General features: G+C 70.5%; 21 protein-coding genes and 1 pseudogene. 14 read left to right on the top strand and 8 right to left on the bottom strand.

The genetic code is table 11. The annotated features are described in order from the left end of the window. Positions 1-34: 34 nt before the first annotated feature. Positions 35-1033, bottom strand: a complete 999-nt coding sequence (locus OG587_RS34770) for an NAD-dependent epimerase/dehydratase family protein (RefSeq protein ID WP_329082892.1) — start codon at positions 1031-1033, stop codon at positions 35-37. 419 nt (positions 1034-1452) lie between these two features. Between OG587_RS34770 and OG587_RS34765 the strand changes: the two genes are divergently transcribed. Together OG587_RS34765 and OG587_RS34760 are read left to right on the top strand one after the other, a co-directional pair. Then, positions 1453-1914, top strand: coding sequence for a GbsR/MarR family transcriptional regulator (locus tag OG587_RS34765; protein ID WP_329082890.1), 462 nt, complete (start codon positions 1453-1455; stop codon positions 1912-1914). Positions 1915-1960: 46 nt separating this feature from the next. Continuing rightward, positions 1961-2818: an alpha/beta fold hydrolase gene (locus OG587_RS34760; RefSeq protein WP_329082888.1), complete on the top strand. Its 858-nt coding sequence runs from the start codon at positions 1961-1963 to the stop codon at positions 2816-2818. A gap of 218 nt (positions 2819-3036) precedes the next feature. Here the strand turns inward: OG587_RS34760 and OG587_RS34755 are convergent, their stop codons facing one another. Next, the gene (locus OG587_RS34755) at positions 3037-4881 is read right to left on the bottom strand and encodes an APC family permease (protein WP_329082886.1); all 1845 of its coding nucleotides are present in this window, start codon (positions 4879-4881) and stop codon (positions 3037-3039) included. A gap of 488 nt (positions 4882-5369) precedes the next feature. On the opposite strand from OG587_RS34755, the gene OG587_RS34750 reads away from it, so the two are divergent. Both OG587_RS34750 and OG587_RS34745 read left to right on the top strand, forming a co-directional pair. Next, on the top strand, positions 5370-5705 hold the full coding sequence (locus OG587_RS34750; protein WP_329082884.1) for a hypothetical protein: 336 nt from the start codon (positions 5370-5372) through the stop codon (positions 5703-5705). A 93-nt stretch (positions 5706-5798) separates the two neighbouring features. Then, complete coding sequence (locus OG587_RS34745) at positions 5799-6458, top strand: potassium channel family protein (RefSeq protein WP_329082883.1); 660 nt, start codon at positions 5799-5801, stop codon at positions 6456-6458. 281 nt (positions 6459-6739) lie between these two features. On the opposite strand, the gene OG587_RS34740 is transcribed toward OG587_RS34745, so the two are convergent. After that, on the bottom strand, positions 6740-6979 hold the full coding sequence (locus tag OG587_RS34740; RefSeq protein WP_329082881.1) for a hypothetical protein: 240 nt from the start codon (positions 6977-6979) through the stop codon (positions 6740-6742). Between the two features lie 61 nt (positions 6980-7040). Beyond that, positions 7041-7214, bottom strand: a pseudogene (locus tag OG587_RS47375) (transposase); the annotation flags it as partial. Positions 7215-7511: 297 nt separating this feature from the next. On the opposite strand from OG587_RS47375, the gene fdhA reads away from it, so the two are divergent. After that, positions 7512-8735: a formaldehyde dehydrogenase, glutathione-independent gene (fdhA, locus tag OG587_RS34735; RefSeq protein WP_329082879.1), complete on the top strand. Its 1224-nt coding sequence runs from the start codon at positions 7512-7514 to the stop codon at positions 8733-8735. Between the two features lie 67 nt (positions 8736-8802). Here fdhA and OG587_RS34730 read toward each other — a convergent pair whose 3' ends face one another. Together OG587_RS34730 and OG587_RS34725 are read right to left on the bottom strand one after the other, a co-directional pair. Then, complete coding sequence (locus tag OG587_RS34730; RefSeq protein ID WP_329082877.1) at positions 8803-10212, bottom strand: APC family permease; 1410 nt, start codon at positions 10210-10212, stop codon at positions 8803-8805. Positions 10213-10214: 2 nt separating this feature from the next. Next, the gene (locus OG587_RS34725) at positions 10215-11084 is read right to left on the bottom strand and encodes a carbon-nitrogen hydrolase family protein (protein WP_329082875.1); all 870 of its coding nucleotides are present in this window, start codon (positions 11082-11084) and stop codon (positions 10215-10217) included. Positions 11085-11187: 103 nt separating this feature from the next. Here OG587_RS34725 and OG587_RS34720 point away from each other — a divergent pair, with 103 nt between their 5' ends. Then, positions 11188-11943 carry a FadR/GntR family transcriptional regulator gene (locus tag OG587_RS34720; protein ID WP_329082873.1) on the top strand — a complete coding sequence of 252 codons (756 nt, stop codon included), beginning with the start codon at positions 11188-11190 and terminating at the stop codon, positions 11941-11943. A 56-nt stretch (positions 11944-11999) separates the two neighbouring features. Here the strand turns inward: OG587_RS34720 and OG587_RS34715 are convergent, their stop codons facing one another. Further along, on the bottom strand, positions 12000-12485 hold the full coding sequence (locus OG587_RS34715; protein ID WP_329082872.1) for a ribosomal protein L7/L12: 486 nt from the start codon (positions 12483-12485) through the stop codon (positions 12000-12002). Between OG587_RS34715 and OG587_RS34710 the strand changes: the two genes are divergently transcribed. The 6 genes from OG587_RS34710 to OG587_RS34685 all read left to right on the top strand — a co-directional run bounded on the left by OG587_RS34710 (position 12484) and on the right by OG587_RS34685 (position 18191). After that, the gene (locus OG587_RS34710) at positions 12484-12606 is read left to right on the top strand and encodes a hypothetical protein (RefSeq protein WP_329082870.1); all 123 of its coding nucleotides are present in this window, start codon (positions 12484-12486) and stop codon (positions 12604-12606) included. The genes OG587_RS34715 and OG587_RS34710 overlap by 2 nt on opposite strands. Positions 12607-12720: 114 nt before the next feature. Further along, on the top strand, positions 12721-13830 hold the full coding sequence (locus OG587_RS34705) for a BMP family ABC transporter substrate-binding protein (RefSeq protein ID WP_329082868.1): 1110 nt from the start codon (positions 12721-12723) through the stop codon (positions 13828-13830). A 1-nt stretch (position 13831) separates the two neighbouring features. Beyond that, positions 13832-15580, top strand: coding sequence for an ABC transporter ATP-binding protein (locus OG587_RS34700; protein ID WP_329082866.1), 1749 nt, complete (start codon positions 13832-13834; stop codon positions 15578-15580). After that, entirely contained in the window at positions 15577-16788 is a 1212-nt protein-coding gene (locus OG587_RS34695) for an ABC transporter permease (protein WP_329082864.1), read from the top strand. The genes OG587_RS34700 and OG587_RS34695 overlap by 4 nt, the downstream gene beginning before the upstream one ends. Continuing rightward, complete coding sequence (locus OG587_RS34690; protein WP_329082862.1) at positions 16785-17699, top strand: ABC transporter permease; 915 nt, start codon at positions 16785-16787, stop codon at positions 17697-17699. Before OG587_RS34695 ends, OG587_RS34690 begins: the two co-directional genes overlap by 4 nt. 39 nt (positions 17700-17738) lie before the next feature. Next, positions 17739-18191, top strand: a complete 453-nt coding sequence (locus tag OG587_RS34685; protein ID WP_329082860.1) for a VOC family protein — start codon at positions 17739-17741, stop codon at positions 18189-18191. 26 nt (positions 18192-18217) lie between these two features. Here OG587_RS34685 and OG587_RS34680 read toward each other — a convergent pair whose 3' ends face one another. Continuing rightward, positions 18218-18529 (bottom strand): ArsR/SmtB family transcription factor, encoded by a 312-nt coding sequence (locus OG587_RS34680; RefSeq protein WP_329082859.1) that lies wholly within the window; start codon positions 18527-18529, stop codon positions 18218-18220. A 165-nt stretch (positions 18530-18694) separates the two neighbouring features. Here OG587_RS34680 and OG587_RS34675 point away from each other — a divergent pair, with 165 nt between their 5' ends. After that, a complete protein-coding gene (locus tag OG587_RS34675; RefSeq protein WP_329082856.1) occupies positions 18695-18889 on the top strand; it encodes a DUF1918 domain-containing protein in 195 nt (64 codons plus the stop codon). Positions 18890-18978: 89 nt separating this feature from the next. Next, on the top strand, positions 18979-19956 hold the full coding sequence (locus OG587_RS34670; protein WP_329082855.1) for an aldo/keto reductase: 978 nt from the start codon (positions 18979-18981) through the stop codon (positions 19954-19956).

Below are 19956 nucleotides of genomic sequence, written 5' to 3'. Positions count from 1 at the left end.
TAGCTGTTTATCTGGGTGACGATCTGGGTTGGCCTCAGAGCCGGTCGAGAACGTGCTGCTCTTTGGCGGGATCGAGCCAGGTATTCGGCGAGGGTGCGTCGGGGCGCGGTGTGGGATCTCCTTCGGCCTGCAGCCAGGCCCAGGTGTCGGTGATCGTGTCCCGCAGCGGGCGGCAGGTCAGTCCTGCGGCGAAGGCGGCGGTGACGTCGGCGTCGTGCAGGCCGGTCGGCGCGGGGTCATGCGGGAATCGGAGCCCGAGTTCCATACCCAGCGTCAAGCCCTCCGCCTGCAGCAGTTCTGCGGGCGCCCACACCAGCTCGGCGTCGGACCCGGTCACCTCCAGCGCCGTCTCCAGCAGTTCTCCGATCGTGACGGCACCCGGGCGGCCGGTCACGGTGAAGGCGCCACCGATGCCGCGCTCGGCAGCGATGAGCATCCAGGCGGCCATGTCGCGGGCGTCGATGTACTGCAACGGCATGTCGGCCGGGCCGGGGGCCAGCACCCGGCCGCCTCTTTCCAGACGGCGCAGCCACCACGGGATGCGGCCGACGTCCTCATACGGCCCCAGGATCATTCCGGCCCGGGCCAGCAGGGCGCGCTCGGCGAACGCCTCGATGGCGGCCAACTCCCCGCCGCGCTTGGCGGCGGCGTAGTCGGTGTTGTCGTCGCCGGCCGGGTCGCCGTCGACCAGCGGAGCGTGTTCGTCCGCGGCCGGTGGCCAGGGCCAGCGGTGAACTCCACGGCTGGAGACGTACCCGTAGTGTCCGGCCCGGTCGGCCAGGAGCCGCGCGCTGTCTTGGACCACGCGCGGCGCCCACGCCCAGGTGTCGATGACGGCGTCCCAGGCTTGTTGCCCCAGCACCGTGTGGACGGCTTCGGTGTCGGTGCGATCGGCGATCAGGGCTCGGGTGCCGGGGGCCGGTGGGCGGCTGATGCCCCGGTTGAGCACGGTCACCTCATCGCCGCGGCCGAGCGCGGTTTCCACGATGGCGCGTCCCACGTGATGGGTACCGCCGAGGACAAGTAGTTTCATGACGCTCCACAGAGATGGGAAGCCACAACGCCGAGAGGCGATCGTGGCTGGGGAAGGTTTCGTGGCGTGACGGGCGCAGCGTTCGCATCGCCGATGGCTCGCGGGCTCCCGCGGCGCAGCCGAAGCGAGGCTGGACGCCGCTGAAGATGTGCGACCTGATCCGGTGGCCGCGCCCGAAACGGTGGGTGAGTGGCCGAGCGGTGCGGGGACGCACTCGCGCCGTAGGCCGGTACGGGCCGCTGGGCTGGTCATCGGGGTCATCTCCTGGTCGAGGCGGTTGTATCTCCATCGCCGACCAGGCTTCCCGGCACACCACCGGTCTTCTTCACGAAGTCCGATAGTGAGCAACATAGCGAACTTTCGGAAATTTCTGAACACTAATGTTTCTCCGCTACCCTGTGATCCACAGGAGGTGGCACGTGGACGACAGGAAAGAGCAGTGGCAGGCCGCGGAACGGCTGGCCCTGGCCCTGACCGAGGGCGGATTGCAGCGCATGGCCGCGCGGACGCTGGCGGTGTTCCTGTTCACCGACCAGGAGACGGTCACTATGGGCGAGATCGCCGACCAGCTCGGCGTCAGCGCCGGCTCGGTCTCCGGTGCTCTCAAGTCACTGCTGTCAGTTGGCCTGCTTGAGCGGCTGCCGGCCCCCGGCAGCCGCCGCGAGCACTACCGGATGCGCGACGACGCCTGGGCCACCTTGTTCTCCACCCAGAACACCCTCACCCAGACCATGCTCCACGCCGCCGAAATCGGGATCAAGACCACCGCGCCGGAGGACCCTGCCCACCGGCGACTGATCCAGATGCGCGACTTCTACCAGTTCATGCTCGGTGAGATCCCCACCCTGCTGCACCGCTGGCAACAGCAACAGCTCGGCTGATCAGGGTCCCTCTCCGTCTTGAGCGGATATGCGAGCATGACGATTTATGACGGCCTCGGAGCAAGACACGATCACTGCCCGCCTGGCGGCAGGCGTGGTGGAGTACCGGCTGGACGGCGAAGGGCAGCAGGTGGTCGTTGTGTTCCACGGGGGCCACATGCGGGCCGGGCTGATCCTGGGTGAAGAGGTCTTCACCACCTCGGGGTATCGGGTACTCATCCCCTCCCGCCCCGGTTACGGCCGCACGCCCCTGGCCACCGGCATCACCCCGGCCGCCTTCGCCGACGTCACCGCCGACCTGTGCCGCGACCTGGGCATCGGCCGACTCGCCGCGGTGGTGGGCATCTCAGCGGGCGGGCGCACCGCGCTCACCATGGCGGCGCGTCATCCGCACCTGGTGGAGCGGGTGATCCTGCAAAGCGCGGTCGCCTTCCTGCCCTGGCCGGACCGGCGCACCCGCCTGGGGGGCCGCCTGGTGTTCAACGTGAGCGCCGAGGCCGCGACCTGGGCGGCCGTCCGCCTGCTGATGCGCGTCGCACCGCAAGCAGGGTTGCGGCTGCTGCTGCGCGACCTGTCCACCCGGCCCGTCCGCCACGTCGTGGCCGGCCTGAGCGAGCGCGACCGGGCCGAGCTGATCGCGTTGTTCACCCTGATGCGCTCGGGGGAGGGTTTCGTCAACGACATGCTGGCCGTGCCCGACTGCGCCGGGCAGGTCACCCAGCCGGCCCTGGTCATCGCCAGCCGCACCGACCGTTCGGTCCCCTTCGCCCACGCCGAATCCCTCGCCGCGACCATCCCCGGGGCCGAGCTGGTGGAAAGCCGGGCCGATGGCCACATGATCTGGTTCGCCCCCGACTATCCCGCGATCGCGGCACGGATCGAGGAGTTCCTCACCGCCGGGTAGAAAGCACTGCGGATCACCGTACTTCCACGAAACCAGGACAGGGCCATCTAGCCTCACCGGCTCCCGCAGGGGAAAGTGGTCACCCCGGCCGCGCCGCCGTCTGGCTCGCACTGTCTGGCCCGGGCGTCGGTGGTCATCCCCGCCTGCGCGTTGAGCAGCGGCTCCGGTGTTCCGGCGCCACAGGCCGTGGCCCGGCCGACGGTGATGCCGGTAGTCCGTCACCAGACCGGACCGGCGCCTTGGCTGTGATGGTGGGCGGTGGCCCTCATCCGGAAACGCATCCGGCAGACGACGGCGTCGCTGCGCCGGCGCAGGGCTTGGGCGAGGACCGCGCCGCGCTGGTTTTGCAGGATGCGCTGCCAGGGGTGTTCGGGTTCGATCTCGGGGATGAGGACGAACACGTGCCGGTCGGGCACGCTGTTGATGTATTCGATCAGGGGGGTGTCCAGCCGCCGGTGGGCGTCGAAGACCTGCACCAGTTCGACGTCGGGGTGCCAGCGTTCCCAGTCCTCGACGAACTTCCGGGCTTGCGGCTCGTCTTCGGGGTGGGTGATGTTGACCGCGACCACCCGGTCGCCCAAGGAGAGCGCGGCGGCGAGTGCCTCGCAGGTCAGGCGGGTGATCGCGTGCACCGGCACCACCACGAGCGAGCGGCGCGGCCGCGGCGGCAGGGGGGTCTTGCCCAGTTCCAGGCGCTCGCCGATGCGAGCGTAAGAGCGGTTGACCCATTGCATGGCCGCCACCACCAGCGGTATCGCGACCACGATCAGCCAGCCGCCCTCGGTGAACTTGGAGATCGTGACCACGATGGCGGCGACAAAGGTCAGCAGCGCGCCGAAGCCGTTGAGGGCCGCCCGCCACCGCCAGCCCGCGGGCCGGTCGCCAAGCCAGTGCCTGACCATGCCGGCCTGCGAAAGGGTGAAGCCGACGAACACCCCGATCGCGAACAGCGGCACCAGCAGGTTCATCTCGCCCCGGGCCAGGAGCAGCAGCAGGGCCGAGGTGATGGTCAAGAAGGCGATGCCGTACCGGTGCACGTGCCGGTCGGCGCGTAACGCGAACAGGTGCGGCAGGTTGTTGTCCCTGGCCAGCAGATGGGCCAGCACCGGCAGGCCGCCGAAGGAAGTGTTGGCGGCCAGCGCGAGCAGCACGACCGTGGAGAACTGCACCAGGTAGAACAGCGGGCCATCTCCCAGTGACGCCTGGGTGACCTGCGAGAGCACGGTCACCCCCTCAGCGGGGGCAATCTTGAACTTCTCGATCAGGACGGCGATGCCGATCAGCATCACGGCCAGCAGAGCGCCGAGCGCCACCTCCGCGCGCTGGGCCCGCTTGACCCGCGGCTTTTTGAAGGAGGGCACCGCGTTGGCGATCGCCTCGACGCCGGTGAGCGAGGCGCAGCCGTTGGCGAACGCCTTGAGCAGCAGCAACACCCCGACCGTCTGCAGGGCGTGGGGCGTGTGCTCGGCGTAGACGGCGGGCTCGTGGCGGATCAGGCCGACCACGATCACCAGCGCGATGGCGCCGACGTAGAGGACGGCCGGCGCGATGAAGGCGCGGGCGCTGCGGGTGATGCCCCTGAGGTTGATCGCGGTGATCGCCGCGAGCACGGCCAGGCACAGCCACACGGTGTAGGGGAGGAACTCGGGAAAGGCCGAGGTCAGCGCGGCGACCCCGGCGGCGACCGAGACCGCCACATTCAAGACGTAGTCCACGATGAGTGAGGCGCCCGCGACCAGGCCCGCCCGTCGTCCCAGGTGCCTTGTGGCCACACCGTAGGCGCCCCCGCCCTCGGGGAAGACGGCGACGACCTGCCGGTAGGACAAGGTCAGCACCCCCAGCAGGGCCGCGATGGCCAGCGTGACCGGGAGGGTGAAACCGAGCCCCGCACCACCGGCCACGGCCAATACCAAGACGATGGCCTCAGGACCGTAGGCCACCGAGGCCATCGCGTCCAGAGAGAGGGCCGCCAGGCCGCCGGTGACCGTCAGCCGGTGCCGATCACCGCTATCGGGGGGATCGGGAGGCTCCTGGGGGCGAGCGGGGGTCAACAGCGCGGACATCACGTCACTCCTGTACGAGGGCTACACCTCATCGTCACCCCCCACCCAGGAGGCAATCGTCTACCTATACGACCCTTTGACGCCTTTGCCGTGAATAACCATGCGCTCCCCACGGTGACGTGACGGCAACGGCTCACCGCGTGAGGAGAGGCCAGGATTCGAAGCGGCCGCCCATTCCCGGCCCGGTGATCAGGCGGGCCGGACACGCGGGGCGCTTTTGCGCTCCAGGGCCCTCGGCGCCCGGCAACGGCTCACCGCGAGGAAATCCGCGGGAACCAAGACGGGACCCCCGGACCCCGCCACCTTGTAGACGGCATTGGAAAATGTGGCGCGGTGCCGCCGGTAAAGGCGTCAGGAAATCCGGCAAAGGCGTATGGATCGCGTCAAAGCCATGGTGATGGGCCCGGAGACCGGCTCACCATGGGACCGCAAAGGGCGACGTCGTGAGGTGTCGCCGGGCCAGGATCCACCGCTTGCTGGAGGGTGTCGTGAACGAGGTCGCGGGGTTGTGGTTGCTGGGCGTCGGCCTCGCCCTGTTCGCTCTCGCCCGGCGCGTCAACGTTGGGCCGGTGCGTGGCTGGGGCGGGCTGGCGGCCAGGATCGGCCTGGGAGACGCGCGGTCGTGGGCGATCACCCACGAGGAGATCGAGCCGTGGATCACGGCCGCGGGGGTCGCGGCGGGACTGGCCGGGCTGGCATCCCTGTCGATCGAGGAAGGCTCGGCGCTGGCCGCGATGACGACGCTGGGCCTGGGCCTGTGCGGCGCACTACTGGTGGTCGCCGCCGTGACCGGACGCGCGCGGCTACGGCGACCCGGTGCCTGAGACCCCCCGCCCCGCCTCCTGTCGGAAGGCACCGATCTCGGCCGCCGTAGACCAGGCGGCGGGCAAGCCCCGGGCGCGAAAGGTGCGGGTGAGATGAACCGGGACGCGGTCGTGGTGGTAGGGCTCGGCCGGTTCGGTGGCTCACTGACGACACGGCTGACCCGGCGAGGTGTCAAGGTGCTGGCCATCGACACCCGGCGCGAGGCGGCCCACGCCGCGAAAGGACCCGGTGTGACGTGCGCCGTAGCCGATGCCACCGATCCCGCAGTGCTGCGCAAGCTCGGCGTGGCAGGTTACCGGCGGGTGGTCGTCACCACCGCCACCGACCTGCAGACCAGCGTCCTGCTGGTCAGCGCCTTGGTAGAGCTGAACATCGGCGAGATCTGGGCCAAAGCGGTCGGCCCTGCCCACGAGCGGCTCCTACGCCGGATCGGCGCTCACCAGGTGTTCACCCCCGCACGCGAGGCGGGCGTACGCCTCGCGCACCTGCTCGACGGGCAACCTCCAGACCGCATGCCGTCCGACGAGAACCTCACCATCACCACGCTCAGAGCGCCACTGGATCGGCTCGGGGTCGCACTGCCGGCCCTCCACCTACGCGATCGGTACGGCATCACCCTGATCGCGGTCAAACACGAAGACGGGCAGTTCACCCACGCCTCTCCGACCACTGAGCTGTCCGCCGCCGACGTCATCCTCATCTGCGGCCACACCGAGCGGATCAACGCCTTCACCCAACGGCCTGACAGCTGACCGCATCCCTGGGGCAACGACACGATTCGCCCCGGCGCCCGCTGGCTGCTGAACCGCCAGCCCTCCGGGGTCCACCACGATCAGGCCCTACCAACGGGCGCCGATTCAGGAGAGAGTGAGCCGGTGTCCACGATCGAGGCCGCCGACCTGACCAAACGCTACGGCCAGGTCCTCGCGGTCGACGAGGTCTTCCTTACGGGTCGAGCCGGCGGAGATCTACGCCCTGCTGAGGCTCAACGGCGCGGGCAAGGCAACCCTGATCCGCATGCTGCTCGGCATGATCACTCCTCGCCGCGGCGGCCCAGTTCCCGGTGCACGCGACGGTAGCCGTAGGTCTCATGCTCGGCGACGAAGATCTGCCCGATCAGCTGTGCGAGGTGCGCGCGCCGCCGGGTGGTCGCCGAGGCCGGCCGATCGCGCCACTCGTAGTACCCCGACCTCGACACCTCCAGCCACGCGCACATCTTCGCGATCGCATGGTCGGCCTTCTCCGCGTCGATGAGCTCGAACCTGGCCCTCACCGAGTCTCGCCCGCGAAGAAGGCCGCCTTAGATTCAGGGAAAGCACCTTCTCCCGGAGCTCGCGGTTCTCCCGCTCCAGGTCGCGCAGCCGCGCACGCTCCGGCCCCGACAACGACGGCGTTTCTTCCCCATCGTGCTGGTGTTTGTAGACACGCACCCAATTTCCCAAGGTGGTGTCGTGAATCCCGAACTCGCGGGCCACCTCGGCGACGGTGCGACTGCCTTCCAGGACCATGCGGACGAAGTATCGACCTACGCGCCGAATTCGATCCCGAGAACAAGAAAGTGCGGGCCGAGGTGAACCTCGATCCCGCACCGCCTGGTGAATCCCCTGGGGATTTGGTTGGTGTCCGAGGAGGGTACGGCTCCCCGATGCCGCTGTGACCAACAGGTATATGGTGAAAAAGGGTGAAAAATCACCTTTGGGTCGGACTCGGCCGTCACCGTCCCCCTCACGTCCCCTCGCGGACGGCGACCGGCTACTCCGCCGGCGTCGCGCGGAAGGGCACCACGAGGAAGCAGGGAGGACGTCATGCCGAGCAACAGGGCCGTCTCATACCAGGGGCCGGGCAAGGTGGAGGTCCAGGAGATCGGCTATCCCGAGTTCGAGCTCAAGGACGGGCCCGGGGTGAACCCGGCCAACGTGGGCCGCAAGGTACCGCACGGCGCGATCGTCAAGACCGTCGCGACGAACATCTGCGGCAGCGACCAGCACATGGTCCGTGGCCGTACCACCGCGCCCGTCGGCCTCGTCCTCGGCCACGAGATCACCGGTGAGGTCGTCGAGCTCGGCCCGGACGTGGAGTTCACGAAGGTGGGCGACCTCGTCTCCGTCCCCTTCAACATCTCCTGCGGCCGCTGCCGCAACTGCAAGGAGGGCAAGACCGGGATCTGCGAGAACGTCAACCCCGACCGGCCCGGCTCGGCGTACGGCTACGTCGACATGGGCGGCTGGGTCGGCGGGCAGGCGCAGTACGTCCTGGTGCCCTACGCCGACTGGAACCTGCTCACGTTCCCCGACAGGGGCCAGGCGATGGAGAAGATCCTCGACCTGGCCATGCTCACCGACATCTTCCCGACCGGCTTCCACGGCTGCGTCACCGCCGGGGTGCGGCCCGGATCGACCGTCTACATCGCGGGCGCGGGACCGGTCGGGCTCGCCGCGGGCGTCTCGGCCTTCCTCCTCGGGGCGGCCGTGGTCATCGTCGGCGACCTGAACAAGGAGCGCCTGGAGCAGGCCCGCAGCTTCGGCTGCGAGACCGTCGACGTGTCGCGGGGCGAGCCGAAGGAGCAGATCGAGCAGATCCTCGGCGAGCCCGAGGTCGACTGCGGCGTCGACGCCGTGGGCTTCGAGGCGCACGGCCACGGTATCGACTCCGGCGAGGAGCAGCCCGCCACCGTGCTCAACTCGCTCATGGAGATCACCCGCGCCGGCGGCGCGCTCGGCATCCCCGGCCTGTACGTGACCGGCGACCCGGGTGCCCGGGACGAGGCGGCGAAGCAGGGGTCGCTCTCCATCCGGCTCGGCCTCGGCTGGGCCAAGTCGCTGACCTTCGGCACGGGCCAGTGCCCCGTCATGCGCTACAACCGCTACCTGATGCAGGCGATCCTGCACGACAGGGTACAGATCGCCAAGGCGGTCAACGCCGTGCCGATCCCGCTGGACCGGGCACCCCAGGGGTACGAGGAGTTCGACCAGGGCGCCGCGTCCAAGTTCGTGCTCGACCCGAACGGCCTGCTCGGGACATCGGGCTAGGCGGTTTCGTACGGATCATCGGGCGGACCGACACGCGCGAGGCGGCCCGGCCGGGGCCGCGCCACCCTCACGTTTCACGCCTCCACGAGGAGGGGTCGTCGAAGCGGGGCTGGTCGTCGCCGGTGCCCGCGGTGATGGGCGCCTCCTCGACGAACTCCAGGTCGGGCGGGGGAAGCCGGAACATGCGGGTGAGGTAGGCGAGGTAGATCACCCCCAGGCCGAGCCAGATCAGGCCGAGGGTGAGGGCGTGAGCGTCGAGCTGGCTGAGCAGCCACAGGTTGACCGCCGCCCCGATCGCCGGGGCCAGGACGTACGGCATCACCCCCAGGGGCCGGCCCGCGCGGCGTTCCCTGAAGTAGAGGGCGATGACGCTGAAGTTGACGAAGGCGAAAGTGGTGAAGGCGCCGAAGTTGATGAACGACGTGGAGGTGGCCATGTCCAGCCGCAGTGCGATCAGGCCGGTGGCGCCGGTGATCACCAGGCCGAACACGGGCGTGCGGCATCTGGGGTAGAGGTAGCCGAACACCTTACGGGGCAGCACTCCGTCGCGCCCCATCGCGTACAGCAGCCGCGAGGTGCTGGCCTGCGCGGCGAGGCCGGAGGCGAACTGGGCGACGACCAGGCCGGCCAGGAAGACCGCGCCGAACAGGCTGCTGCCGATCATCCTGGCGATCTCGAAGGCCGCCGACGAGGAGTTCTCGAAGACGCCGCCGGGATGCACGAGCTGCGTGAAGTACGCGACCACGATGAAGATCATGCCGCCGAGGAACGCGGTCAGCAGGATCGCCCGGGGAATCGTCCTCTCCGGCTCGATGGTCTCCTCCGCGAGGGTGGTGACGGCCTCGAAGCCCAGGAAGGCGTAGGCGGCGATGGCGGCCCCCGCCGCGACGTTGGAGACCGTGGTGGCCCGGTTGACGAACGGCGCCGTGTCGAACACCGCGCCGGGCCCCCACGAGCCGGCCACGTAGCCGATCGACAGCAGCACGAAGAAGAGCAGGACCGTGATCTGGAAGGTCATCAGCAGGAGGTTCACCCTGGCCGCGACCTTGATGCCGATCACGTTGAGCGTGGTCGTCACGGTGATGAACGCGACGATCCACACCCACGACGGGACGCCGGGGAACTGCGCAGACAGGTAGGCGCCGCCGATCAGCCAGATGACCATGGGCAGGAAGAAGTAGTCGAGCAGCACCGCCCAGCCCACCAGGAAGCCCGCCCGCGCGTCGATGGTCCGCCGCACGTAGGTGTAGGCGGATCCGGCGATCGGGTAGACCGCGGCCATCTTGCCGTAGCTGAAGGCCGTGAACAGCATGGCCACCAGCGCGAGCGCGTACGCGACGGCGGTCGCGCCGCCGGTGGTCTCCGACACGATGCCGAAGATGCCCAGGACGATCAGCGGCGTCATGTAGGCCAGGCCGAACATCGCGACCTCGCCGAGCGTCAGAGCGCGCCTCAGAGTCGGTTCGTTGGGTCGCATGGTCAGCCTCCCGCTGGAGTCCAGCGGGAAGGATCGATTCGTCCCTGGTAGAGGGGGAGGTCGATCGGCTGGTCGGCCTCGGTGAACTGGTTCCACATGCGGTTGACGCCGGCGGTGCCGTACCTGCGGACCCGCGTGACGTCGTCCAGGTCGAGGACGTCGGTGAGCACCGTGGCGGCCTCGCCCGCCTCGGTCCTGACCCGGCCCTCGGGGTCGACGACCAGGCTGTGCCCGGTGCCCACCGGGGCGGCCGTGTTGACGCCGACGACGTACACCTGGTTCACGATCGCGCCGGCGCGTGCCAGCACCAGCTCCTGGGGGCGGTCGCAGGTCGTCGTCAGGGCCGGGTTGACGATGACCTCCGCGCCCATCCACGCGAGATGGCGGGCGACCTCGGGAAACCAGATGTCGTAGCAGATCGCGAAGCCGAACCGGCCCGCCTCCGGGACGTCGAACACCACGAAACGGTCACCGGGCCGGTGCGACTCGTACGGCCGCCAGGGGAAGATCTTCCGATACCAGGCGGCGAGCCGGCCCTCGGGAGAGAAGGCCAGGGCCGTGTTGTAGAACGCGCCGTCGGGACCGCGCTCGCACACGCTGCCGGGCACCAGCCAGATCCCCAGATCCCCGGCGAGCTCGGCCAGGGCCTTCGAGCGCGGCCCGTCCAGCGGTTCCGCGGACGCCTCCAACTCGGCGGCCCGCTCGCTCGCCGGGCCGCGCGTGCCGTGCAGGTGGAACTCGGGGAAGACCACGAAGCGCACCCTGGGAAAGCTCCCGGCGAGCTCCTCGACCTCTCGGGCGAAGCCCGAGATCGGCTCCCCGGCCCGCCGGGGAGCCGCCTGGGCGAGCGCTATGGAGAAGGGACGTGACATGGCGTACCTACTTCCCGGCTACGAAATAAAAAAATATCTCATTATGAGCATTTAGAGCAATTTTGATCACTATGATCTATTTTTCGGCGAGTACGGTGGTGACATGTCGTCCGGCAGCCCCCTCATAGTGCTCAAAGCCCCCGCCCTGGTCGGCATCCGGCGGCTCAACGCGCTCGACACGGTCCGTGCCCGCATCGCGATGGCCGTCGAGCTGGGCCTGCTGAGGCCGGGGGAGCGGCTGCCGCCCGTCGGCGAGATCGCCCGCGCCCTCGGCGTCGGTGAGATCACTGTACGGAGGGCACTCGTCTCACTCTGTGACCAGGGTGTCCTGAAGCGGCGGCGCGGGCGCGGCGGCGGCACCATGGTGTCCGAGCGGCCCGCGACCGGCGGGGTGCGCGAGATCGAGGCCTACCGGTCGGCCGCGGCCGACGTCCATCGGCTGATCGACCAGCGGCTGCTCCTGGAGTGCGGCATCGCGCACCTGGCCGCGACGAACCCGGGCCCGCGGCGGCCGGAGGAGCTGGAGGAGTTGGAGGAACTGGTGGCGTGCATGGACCGCGCCTCCAGCTGGGCCGAGTTCCGCCCCTGCGACGAGCGCTTCCACCTGGCGGTGGCCGCGGCCACCGGCCTGCCACCCGCGGCGGAGCAGTACGGCTCGGTCGTGCGGGAGCTCTACCGCTACTACCTGCCCTTCCCCCTCGACTATCTGCGCGAGTCCAACCGAGGGCACGCCGAGCTCGTCGCCTCCCTGGCCGCGGGCGACCCGCTGAAGGCGGTCGAGATCACCCGCCGCCACGTCGAGGTGCTGCACCGGACCATGTTCGTCGGCCTCGGGGACCACCCGGCCGAGCCGGGCTGAGAGCTCCGGGGGCCGGAGGGGCTTCCGGAGGGGCTAGGGAGAGGGTTCCGGGGGGTTTAGAGGGTTCCGACGAACAGCTCGGCCTCGTGCTCACCCATGCCGGTCTCGCCGCGTACCAGGTAGATGGCCTGCTCGGTGCGGCCCGCGGCCTTGAGTTCGCGCACGCGAGTGGCCAGGTCGGGACCGGAGACACCGGCGCTCGGGGAGACCATGGGGCGGGAGGGCTGGAAGCGGGCCATGAGGTGGTGGCCCCACAGGTCGTGCCCCATGGCCACGGCGTCGACGATCATCTTGGACTCCTTCAGGCCGAGCCCGGTGTACTGGCGCAGCTCCTTGATCGCCTCGATCTTGCGCCCCTGGCGCGTCAGCCGGGTGACGGTCTCGTGCAGCCCCTGGGGCGTCGGCGGCATGACGGGCGCACGGACGCCGGCGATCGCCCGGCCCCCCTTCCTGGCCGCCATGACGACACCGATGACGATCATCAGGATCACCGCGAGCACGGTGGCGACGATCAGCAGCTCCACGGGCCCGAGGTTCGGCATGTCCGCATCGTACGCCGGATCCGCGCGGGTCGTGCGGGGCGGCGACGGGCCGGTATCCGCCGCCGGAGAGTTCCGCCTCATCCGGCAGGCGGTGGACACGACGAGCGGTGACGGCTGTTAAATGGCAGCGTCCCAACCTGTCCACGACAACCCCGTACCCCCTGCCCGCGACCAGGGTCCCTTCCCCGCTCGCGCCCGGTGGGCGGCGCGTGCGCATCAGATCGAGAGGATCGTCATGGCCGCATACCATCGAACGGGCCGGGTCACGGCCGCGCTGACCACCTGTCTCGCCACGGTGGCGCTCGCCGGGTGCGCGAGCGGCGACGCCACGGCGCCCCGGGCCGCCTCCCCCGCCCCGGCCGGCACGGGGGCGAAGACGGACGGCGGCACCGTGCTCGCGGGCCAGCCGGACGTCAACGGCGACGGCAAGGTCGTCATCGGGGTGCTGAGCCCCGGTGACATCAACGACAAGGGCTACTACCAGAGCTTCGTGGACACGGCGGAGCGGTTCGCCACCTCGAAGGGCTGGACGATCATCAAGCGCGGCGGCGTCAACACCAGCGAGGCGCTCAGCGCCGCGCGGGCGCTCTGCAGGCAGGAGGTCGACATGGTGGCCCTCGGCGCCGCGGACCTCAGGGACGCGATCCCCGCCTCCGAGGAGCCGGTGTGCGCGAACACCGCCTGGTACGTGCCCTCGTCCGACAACATCCCGCAGACCCCGAGGATCATGCTCTCCACCGACGAGGCGAACCAGAGCCTGCTGGCCGCCGGGTACGCGGCGGGCCTGCTCATGAAGGAGAAGGGCGAGACCAGGGCCGGGTTCGTGACCGGTCCCGAGGTCGACTTCACCACCACGGCGGCCAGGGCCTTCAGGGCGGGCATCCGGCTGGTGGTCCCCGAGGCCACGCTGACGGTCACCTACAGCGGCGACCTCAACGACTCGGCCAAGGCCAAGGAGGCCACCCAGGCCCAGATCAGCCAGGGTGTCAAGGTCGTCTACCCCTACCTGGGCGGTGCCACCGACGCGTCGGCGGAGCTGGCCAACGCCAACGGCGTGCTCACCCTCACCCCGGGCACCGACCGGTGCGCCTCCACCGGGCCCACCTTCGACATCTCGGTGCTCTTCAGCCCCGGAGACTACTTCAGGGCCGCGCTGGAGGAATTCGCCGTGGCGAAGCTGCGGATGGGCGTGGAGAAGGTCTGGAAGCTCGGCGTCGATCCGTTCCCCACCGTGAAGATCTGCGAGCCCACCCCCGAGCAGAAGGAGAGGCTGGAGACGTTCATCGCCGACGTCGGGAGCGGGAAGATCGACCCCAAGGCGGAAGTGAAGAGGCTCGGTTCCTGAGATGGCGGAGGACGAACGGGCGAGGGAGCTCGCCCCGCCACCGGTGCCCGCGCTCCGGCTGCGGGGAGTCAGCAAGAGCTACGGTCCGGTCGTCGCCTGCGACGCCGTGGACCTCGACGTGTACCGGGGCGAGATCCACGGCCTGCTCGGCGAGAACGGGGCCGGCAAGTCGACGCTCATGAAGATCCTGCTGGGACTCGTCCGGCGGGACGCCGGAACCGTCCTGCACCATGACGAGCCCGTTGACATCGGCAGTCCGAGGGAGGCCGCGGCGCTCGGCATCGGCATGGTGCACCAGCACTTCAGCCTGATCGACCCGCTGACGGTCTGGGAGAACGTCATCCTGGGCGACACCGGGAGGATCGACAGGGCCGCAGCCCGCGACCAGGTGCTGGAGATCTCCCGCCGCTACGGCCTGCCGGTCGACCCGCTGGCCAGGGTCGCGCGGCTCTCCGCGGGCGAGCGGCAGCGGGTCGAGCTGATCAAGTGCCTGCGCGGGGACCCGTCGGTGCTCATCCTCGACGAGCCGACATCCGTGCTGACCCGGGCGGAGTCGGCCGAACTGTTCGGCGTGCTGCGCCGCGTGGTCCGCTCGGAGAACCGCGCGGTCATCCTGATCAGCCACAAGCTGGACGAGATCGTCGCGGCTACCGGCCGGGTGACCGTACTGCGCGGGGGGAGGGTCGTCTTCCGGAGCGCGACCGCGGAGACGAGCCCGCGGGAGCTGGCCCGGCAGATGGTCGGCAGGGAGATCTCCCCGGGCACCGAGGCCGCCGCCCTCGGTCTGCCGTCGGCCGAACCCTCCGGGACGTACGGATCCGCGACCGGTGAGGCCGGGTCCGGGATGGCCGTGACGGCTGAGTCCGGGACCGGTGAGACCGGGACCGGTGAGGCGGGCGCGGAAAGGGCGGGTCTCCCGGAACCCGCGACACCCACGGAACCCGCGACACCCACGGAGCCCACGGAGCCCACGGAGCCCACGGAGCCCACGGAGCCCACGGAACCCAGGGAACCCGCGCTGCGGCTGCGCGGTCTGACCCTCACCGTCGACGGCGTGCCCGTCCTGTCCGATCTCGGCCTGGACGTCGCCCCCGGCGAGATCGTCGGCCTGTACGGGGTCGAGGGCAACGGCCAGTCGGACCTGGGCGACCTGCTGTCCGGGCTCGTCGTACCGGACTCCGGGTCGGTTGAGATCTCCGGCAGGCCGGTCGACCTGAACCGCTCGGGCGCGCTGCACGCCGCCGGCCTCGGCGTCGTGCCCGAGGACCGGCACGGCTCCGGGCTGGTGCTGGACATGAGCGTCGCCGAGAACCTGGTCATGAAGTCGCTGGACGCCGTGAGCGGCCGGGTGTTCCTCAACCGGCGGAAGGCGCACGCCGTGGCCCGGCGCCTGGTGGCCGAGTTCGGCATCGTCACCCCGTCGATGGACACCCCGGCGCGCGACCTGTCCGGAGGCAACCGGCAGCGGGTCGTGCTCGCCCGCGAGCTCTCGGCCCGCCCAGCCGCCCTGGTCGTGGCCCAGCCCTCGTACGGGCTGGACGTGGGCGCCGTCGAGGACACGTACCGGCGGTTGCGCGACGTCGCGTCCGCGGGGGTGGCCGTGCTGCTGATCTCCACCGAGCTGGAGGAGGTCTTGACGCTGGCCTCCAGGATCGCGGTGATCTCGTCGGGCAGGATCACCGGCGTCCTCTCCACGGGGGAGGCCACGGCCGAGCGGCTCGGAATGCTGGTGGGCGGGGTGGCCGCGTGAACGGAACCCCCCGGAACCCCGCCGGTACCGCCCCCCGAAACCCCGGCCGGGACCCGTCCGGCCGTCGCCTGCTCGCACTTCTCGCCCGGAACCCCGGCGGGTCAGGCTGGAAGACCGGCCTGGCGACCGTCGCGGGCGTGGTCGTGGCGCTCGCCCTGTCATCGCTGCTGATCGCCGTGACCGGCGGATCCCCCCTCGCGTCGGTGCGAGCCCTCTTCCAGGGCAGCGTGGCCGACTGGACGGCCTGGACCTCCACCCTGCTGTACGCGGCGCCGCTGCTGCTCGTCGCCGTGGGCGCGTGCGTCAGCGCCAGGTCCGGCGTGTTCAACATCGGGCAGGAGGGCCAGGTGCTCGTCGGCGCCCTCTTCGCCGCCTGGGTGGGGTTGCGCCTGGCGGTCACCGGTCCGGCGCTGCTGGTGGTCGTGCTGACGATCGCCGCGCTGGCCGGGGGCGCGTGGGCCGGTCTCAGCTCGCTGATGTACCGGCTGCGCGGCGTCAACGTCGTGGTCAGCACGCTGCTGATGACCTTCGTCGCCCAGCAGCTCGTCGCGTTCGCGGTGAACACGCCGTGGCTGCTGCAGGAGTCGCGGGTCGGTGACGCCGTCGTCGCGCCGCAGTCCAACCCGCTGCCGGAGAGCGCCCTGCTCGGCTCGATCGGGGAGTACCCGGACCTGCAGGTCAACGGGGGCCTGCTGATCGCGGTGACCGGAGCCGTGGTCGTCGCGACGGCGATCGCCCGCACCCGGTGGGGGTTCCGGCTCACCATGCTCGGACTCAACCCGCTCGCCGCCAGGCACGCGGGGGTACGCGTCGGCGCGCTGGGCGGCGCGGCGCTGGCCGTCTCCGGCGCCTTCGCCGGGCTGGCCGGGGCCGTGCTGCTGACCAGCCCGGTCGGCGTCCACCGGCTGCAGCCCGGTATGGCGATGAACATCGGCTGGGACGGCCTGCTGGTCGCCCTGGTCGCCCGCAACCGGCCGGTGCCGGCCGTGCTCTTCGCCCTGCTGTTCGGCGTGCTGCGCTCCGGCGGCGGTTTCCTCGCCGCGACCGGCGTGCCCCCGTTCATCGTGGACGTGGTCAAGGTCCTGCTGGTGCTGGCCTTCGTCGCCCCGCCCGCCGTCATCGCCGTGATCCGCCGCCGTGAGACCGGTGCCCGCGTCGCGCACGCGGGGCACCGGTCCGTGCCCGTCGCCGAGGGGGCCGCCCTGTGATCGCCGCGGACGACGTCTCCACCATCCTGTCCAGCGGGGTACGGCTCACCGTGCCCCTGGCCTTCGCGGCGTGCGGGGAGTATCTCGCCGAGCGGGCCGGTGCCATGAACATCTCCGTCGAGGCGATGATGCTGGGCGCCGCGTTCGGCTCCGTCGCCACGGCCAGCGCCACCGGCAGTGCCGCCATCGGGCTGGCCGCCGGTGTGCTGATCGGGCTCCTGACCGGTCTCGTCCACGGCAACCTCTCCCACCGGCTGGAGATCAACACCTTTGTGGTCGGCCTGGTGCTCAACGCCCTCGTCCTCGGGCTGACCGGCTATCTGATCACGATCGGTGACTTCGACTCCCACCAGGTGGCGCAGGTCAGTGTTCCCTGGCTGCGCGACATCCCGCTGATCGGGCCCCCGCTGTTCGTCGAGCGCTGGCCGGTCTACCTGCTGGTCGTCATCATCCCGCTGACCTGGTGGCTGGTCGAGCGCAGCAGGTGGGGCCTGGAGCTGCGGGCGGTCGGCGAGCGGCCGCAGGCCGCCGACGTCACCGGCATCCGGGTCAACGCGCGCCGCCGCCAGGCCCTGCTGTGGTGCGGTGCGCTGGCCGGGCTGGGCGGCGCGTACCTCGCGGTCGGCGAAGTCGGCTCGTTCAACCAGAACATGACGGCCGGACGTGGGTACATCGTCATCGCGGCGGTGATTTTCGGCGGCTGGCGGCTGGGACGCACCCTGCTCGGCTGCGTGATCTTCGGCCTGGCCGACGCCATGCGCCTGGCGCTGCCCGCGCTGGGCCTGACGCTGAACTCGCAACTGCTCATAGTGGCGCCGTACCTGCTCGCCCTGCTCGCGATGCTGCTTTTCACGAACCGGCGCCGCGAGCCGGGGGCGCTGGGACGGCCCTTCGAACGGGGCTCCACCTGAGGCTCCCGGAGACCGAGGGGGAGGAAGTGGAGGATCTTCATGAGTGATCTGACCCGGGCACGGTGGACGCACGTCGCCCTGCCCACGGGCGATCTCGACAAGGCGATCGCCTTCTACACGTCGCTGACGCCGCTGGTGGTCGTCGAGCGCTTCCGGGACGCCGACGGCGAGAGCGCCTGGCTCTCCAACGACGGGCAGGCCGAGACCCCGATGGTCCTGGTGCTCGTCTCCTTCGACAAGGACAGGGGCGGGAGGCTGGGGCTGCTGACGCCGTTCGCGCACATCGGCATCGAGGTGCCCGAGCGCGCCGACGTGGAGGAGACCGCCGAGCGGGCGCGCGAGCTGGGCAGCCTGCACTGGGAGCCCCGTGACATGCCCGGCCCGGTCGGCTACATCTGCGCCCTGAAGGACCCGGACGGGAACGTCGTCGAGATCTCCCACAACCAGCGGGTCTTCGCCACGGTACGCAAACTGTGGGCGGACCCCTCCTGAGCGGGAGTCCACCTGCGGGGAGAGGCTCAACCCCGCGCGATCTCGGTGCCCAGGGCGTCGAGGTGCTGGTTCCAGAAGTGCCGGTAGCGGTCGAGCCACCTGTCCACCTCCCGCAGCGGGGCGGGGTCGACGGCGTACAGCCGCCGGGTTCCCTGGGCGCGTACGGTCGCGAAACCGTTGTCGCGCAGCACGCGCAGGTGCTGCGAGACGCCGGGCTGTGAGATCCCGAACTCCTCCTGCACCACGGCGCCGATCTCACCGGCCGCCCGCTCGCCGTCGGCGAGCAGCTCCAGGATCCGGCGCCGGACCGGATCGCCGAGAACGTCAAGCGCGTGCATGGCCTCACTGTCTCAGTATCGACTTATATAAGTAAAGTCTGAAGCCGACGAGGCCTTCCGGCCGGCCTTACTGCGCCTCCCACCTGGACGAATACGCCGCAGGGTGATGCCATGGAAGGGGAGGATGGCCGGAGAACCGGCACCCTGTTGATCCGGGAGGCCACCATGAAGGCAACCGTAGGCGACAAGCTGATCGTGGAGAGCGCCCACGACGGCGCTCCCCGCAAGATCGGATTCATCATCGAGCTGCGCAACGAGGACGGAAGCCCGCCCTACGTGGTCCGCTGGGAGGGCGACGAGCACGAAAGCCTCGTCTTCCCCGGTCCCGACGCCCACATCGTGCCGGGCGTTCCGAGGTAGGCCGGACCCCGCGCGGTACCGTCCCGCCGGCCTGCCGCCCCCGGGTGCCGGTGGTTCCCGACCGTGCGGTGCGGGCTACGATCGCTGATGTGGAACAGCGCGAATTGGGCAGAACAGGCAGGCAGGTCGGCGTCGTCGGGCTCGGCGCGTGGCAGCTGGGGGCCGACTGGGGTGAGGTCGGCGAGGACGAGGCCCTGGCCACCCTCAACGCCGCCGTGGACGCCGGAGTCACCTTCGTCGACACCGCCGACGTGTACGGCGACGGGCGCAGCGAGCAGATCGTCTCGCGGCTGATCAAGGACAGGCCGGGGCTGACCGTGGCCACCAAGATGGGCCGCCGCGTCGCCCAGGAGCCGTCGGCCTACACCCTGGACAACTTCCGGGCGTGGACCGACCGCTCCCGCGCCAACCTCGGCGTCGACACCCTCGACCTGGTGCAGTTGCACTGCCCGCCCACCCCGGTCTACGCGACGGACAGGGTCTTCGACGACCTCGACACGCTCGTCGAGGAGGGCCGGGTGGCCGCCTACGGGGTGAGTGTGGAGACCTGCGACGAGGCACTGACCGCGATCGCCCGGCCGGGCGTGGCCACCGTGCAGATCATCCTCAACGCCTTCCGGCTCAAGCCGCTGGAGAAGGTGCTCCCGGCGGCGGCCGAGGCCGGGGTCGGCATCATCGCCCGCGTCCCGCTGGCCAGCGGCCTGCTGTCCGGCAAGTACGACGAGTCCACCGTCTTCACCGCCGACGACCACCGCACCTACAACCGGCACGGTGAGGCCTTCGACGTCGGCGAGACCTTCTCCGGGGTCGACTTCGCCACCGGCCTGGAGGCGGTCCGCCGCCTGGCCCCGCTGGTGCCGCCGGAGACCACCATGGCGCAGTTCGCGCTGCGCTGGATCATCGACCAGCCCGGCGTCTCCGTGGTCATCCCCGGTGCCCGCAACCCCGGGCAGGCCCGCGCCAACGCGGCCGCCGCCGCCGTGGACCCGCTGCCCGAGGCCACCCTCGCGGGCGTGCGGGAGATCTACGACGAGCTGATCCGCCCGCAGGTCCACCAGCGCTGGTAG

The organism is Streptosporangium sp. NBC_01469 (genome assembly GCF_036227305.1).
GTDB lineage: Bacteria > Actinomycetota > Actinomycetes > Streptosporangiales > Streptosporangiaceae > Streptosporangium.
Note: the sequence above shows the minus strand (reverse complement) of the source record. Positions and strands in the feature narration are given on the sequence as shown.

What these genes read in the sequence shown, in the direction of transcription:
- OG587_RS34770 (WP_329082892.1), bottom strand. Translation starts at nt 1,033, where the DNA reads ATGAAACTACTTGTCCTCGGCGGTACCCATCACGTGGGACGCGCCATC.
- OG587_RS34760 (WP_329082888.1), top strand. Translation starts at nt 1,961, where the DNA reads ATGACGGCCTCGGAGCAAGACACGATCACTGCCCGCCTGGCGGCAGGC.
- OG587_RS34755 (WP_329082886.1), bottom strand. Translation starts at nt 4,881, where the DNA reads ATGTCCGCGCTGTTGACCCCCGCTCGCCCCCAGGAGCCTCCCGATCCC.
- OG587_RS34745 (WP_329082883.1), top strand. Translation starts at nt 5,799, where the DNA reads ATGAACCGGGACGCGGTCGTGGTGGTAGGGCTCGGCCGGTTCGGTGGC.
- fdhA (WP_329082879.1), top strand. Translation starts at nt 7,512, where the DNA reads ATGCCGAGCAACAGGGCCGTCTCATACCAGGGGCCGGGCAAGGTGGAG.
- OG587_RS34730 (WP_329082877.1), bottom strand. Translation starts at nt 10,212, where the DNA reads ATGCGACCCAACGAACCGACTCTGAGGCGCGCTCTGACGCTCGGCGAG.
- OG587_RS34725 (WP_329082875.1), bottom strand. Translation starts at nt 11,084, where the DNA reads ATGTCACGTCCCTTCTCCATAGCGCTCGCCCAGGCGGCTCCCCGGCGG.
- OG587_RS34720 (WP_329082873.1), top strand. Translation starts at nt 11,188, where the DNA reads ATGTCGTCCGGCAGCCCCCTCATAGTGCTCAAAGCCCCCGCCCTGGTC.
- OG587_RS34710 (WP_329082870.1), top strand. Translation starts at nt 12,484, where the DNA reads ATGTCCGCATCGTACGCCGGATCCGCGCGGGTCGTGCGGGGCGGCGAC.
- OG587_RS34715 (WP_329082872.1), bottom strand. Translation starts at nt 12,485, where the DNA reads ATGCCGAACCTCGGGCCCGTGGAGCTGCTGATCGTCGCCACCGTGCTC.
- OG587_RS34705 (WP_329082868.1), top strand. Translation starts at nt 12,721, where the DNA reads ATGGCCGCATACCATCGAACGGGCCGGGTCACGGCCGCGCTGACCACC.
- OG587_RS34700 (WP_329082866.1), top strand. Translation starts at nt 13,832, where the DNA reads ATGGCGGAGGACGAACGGGCGAGGGAGCTCGCCCCGCCACCGGTGCCC.
- OG587_RS34685 (WP_329082860.1), top strand. Translation starts at nt 17,739, where the DNA reads ATGAGTGATCTGACCCGGGCACGGTGGACGCACGTCGCCCTGCCCACG.
- OG587_RS34680 (WP_329082859.1), bottom strand. Translation starts at nt 18,529, where the DNA reads ATGCACGCGCTTGACGTTCTCGGCGATCCGGTCCGGCGCCGGATCCTG.
- OG587_RS34675 (WP_329082856.1), top strand. Translation starts at nt 18,695, where the DNA reads ATGAAGGCAACCGTAGGCGACAAGCTGATCGTGGAGAGCGCCCACGAC.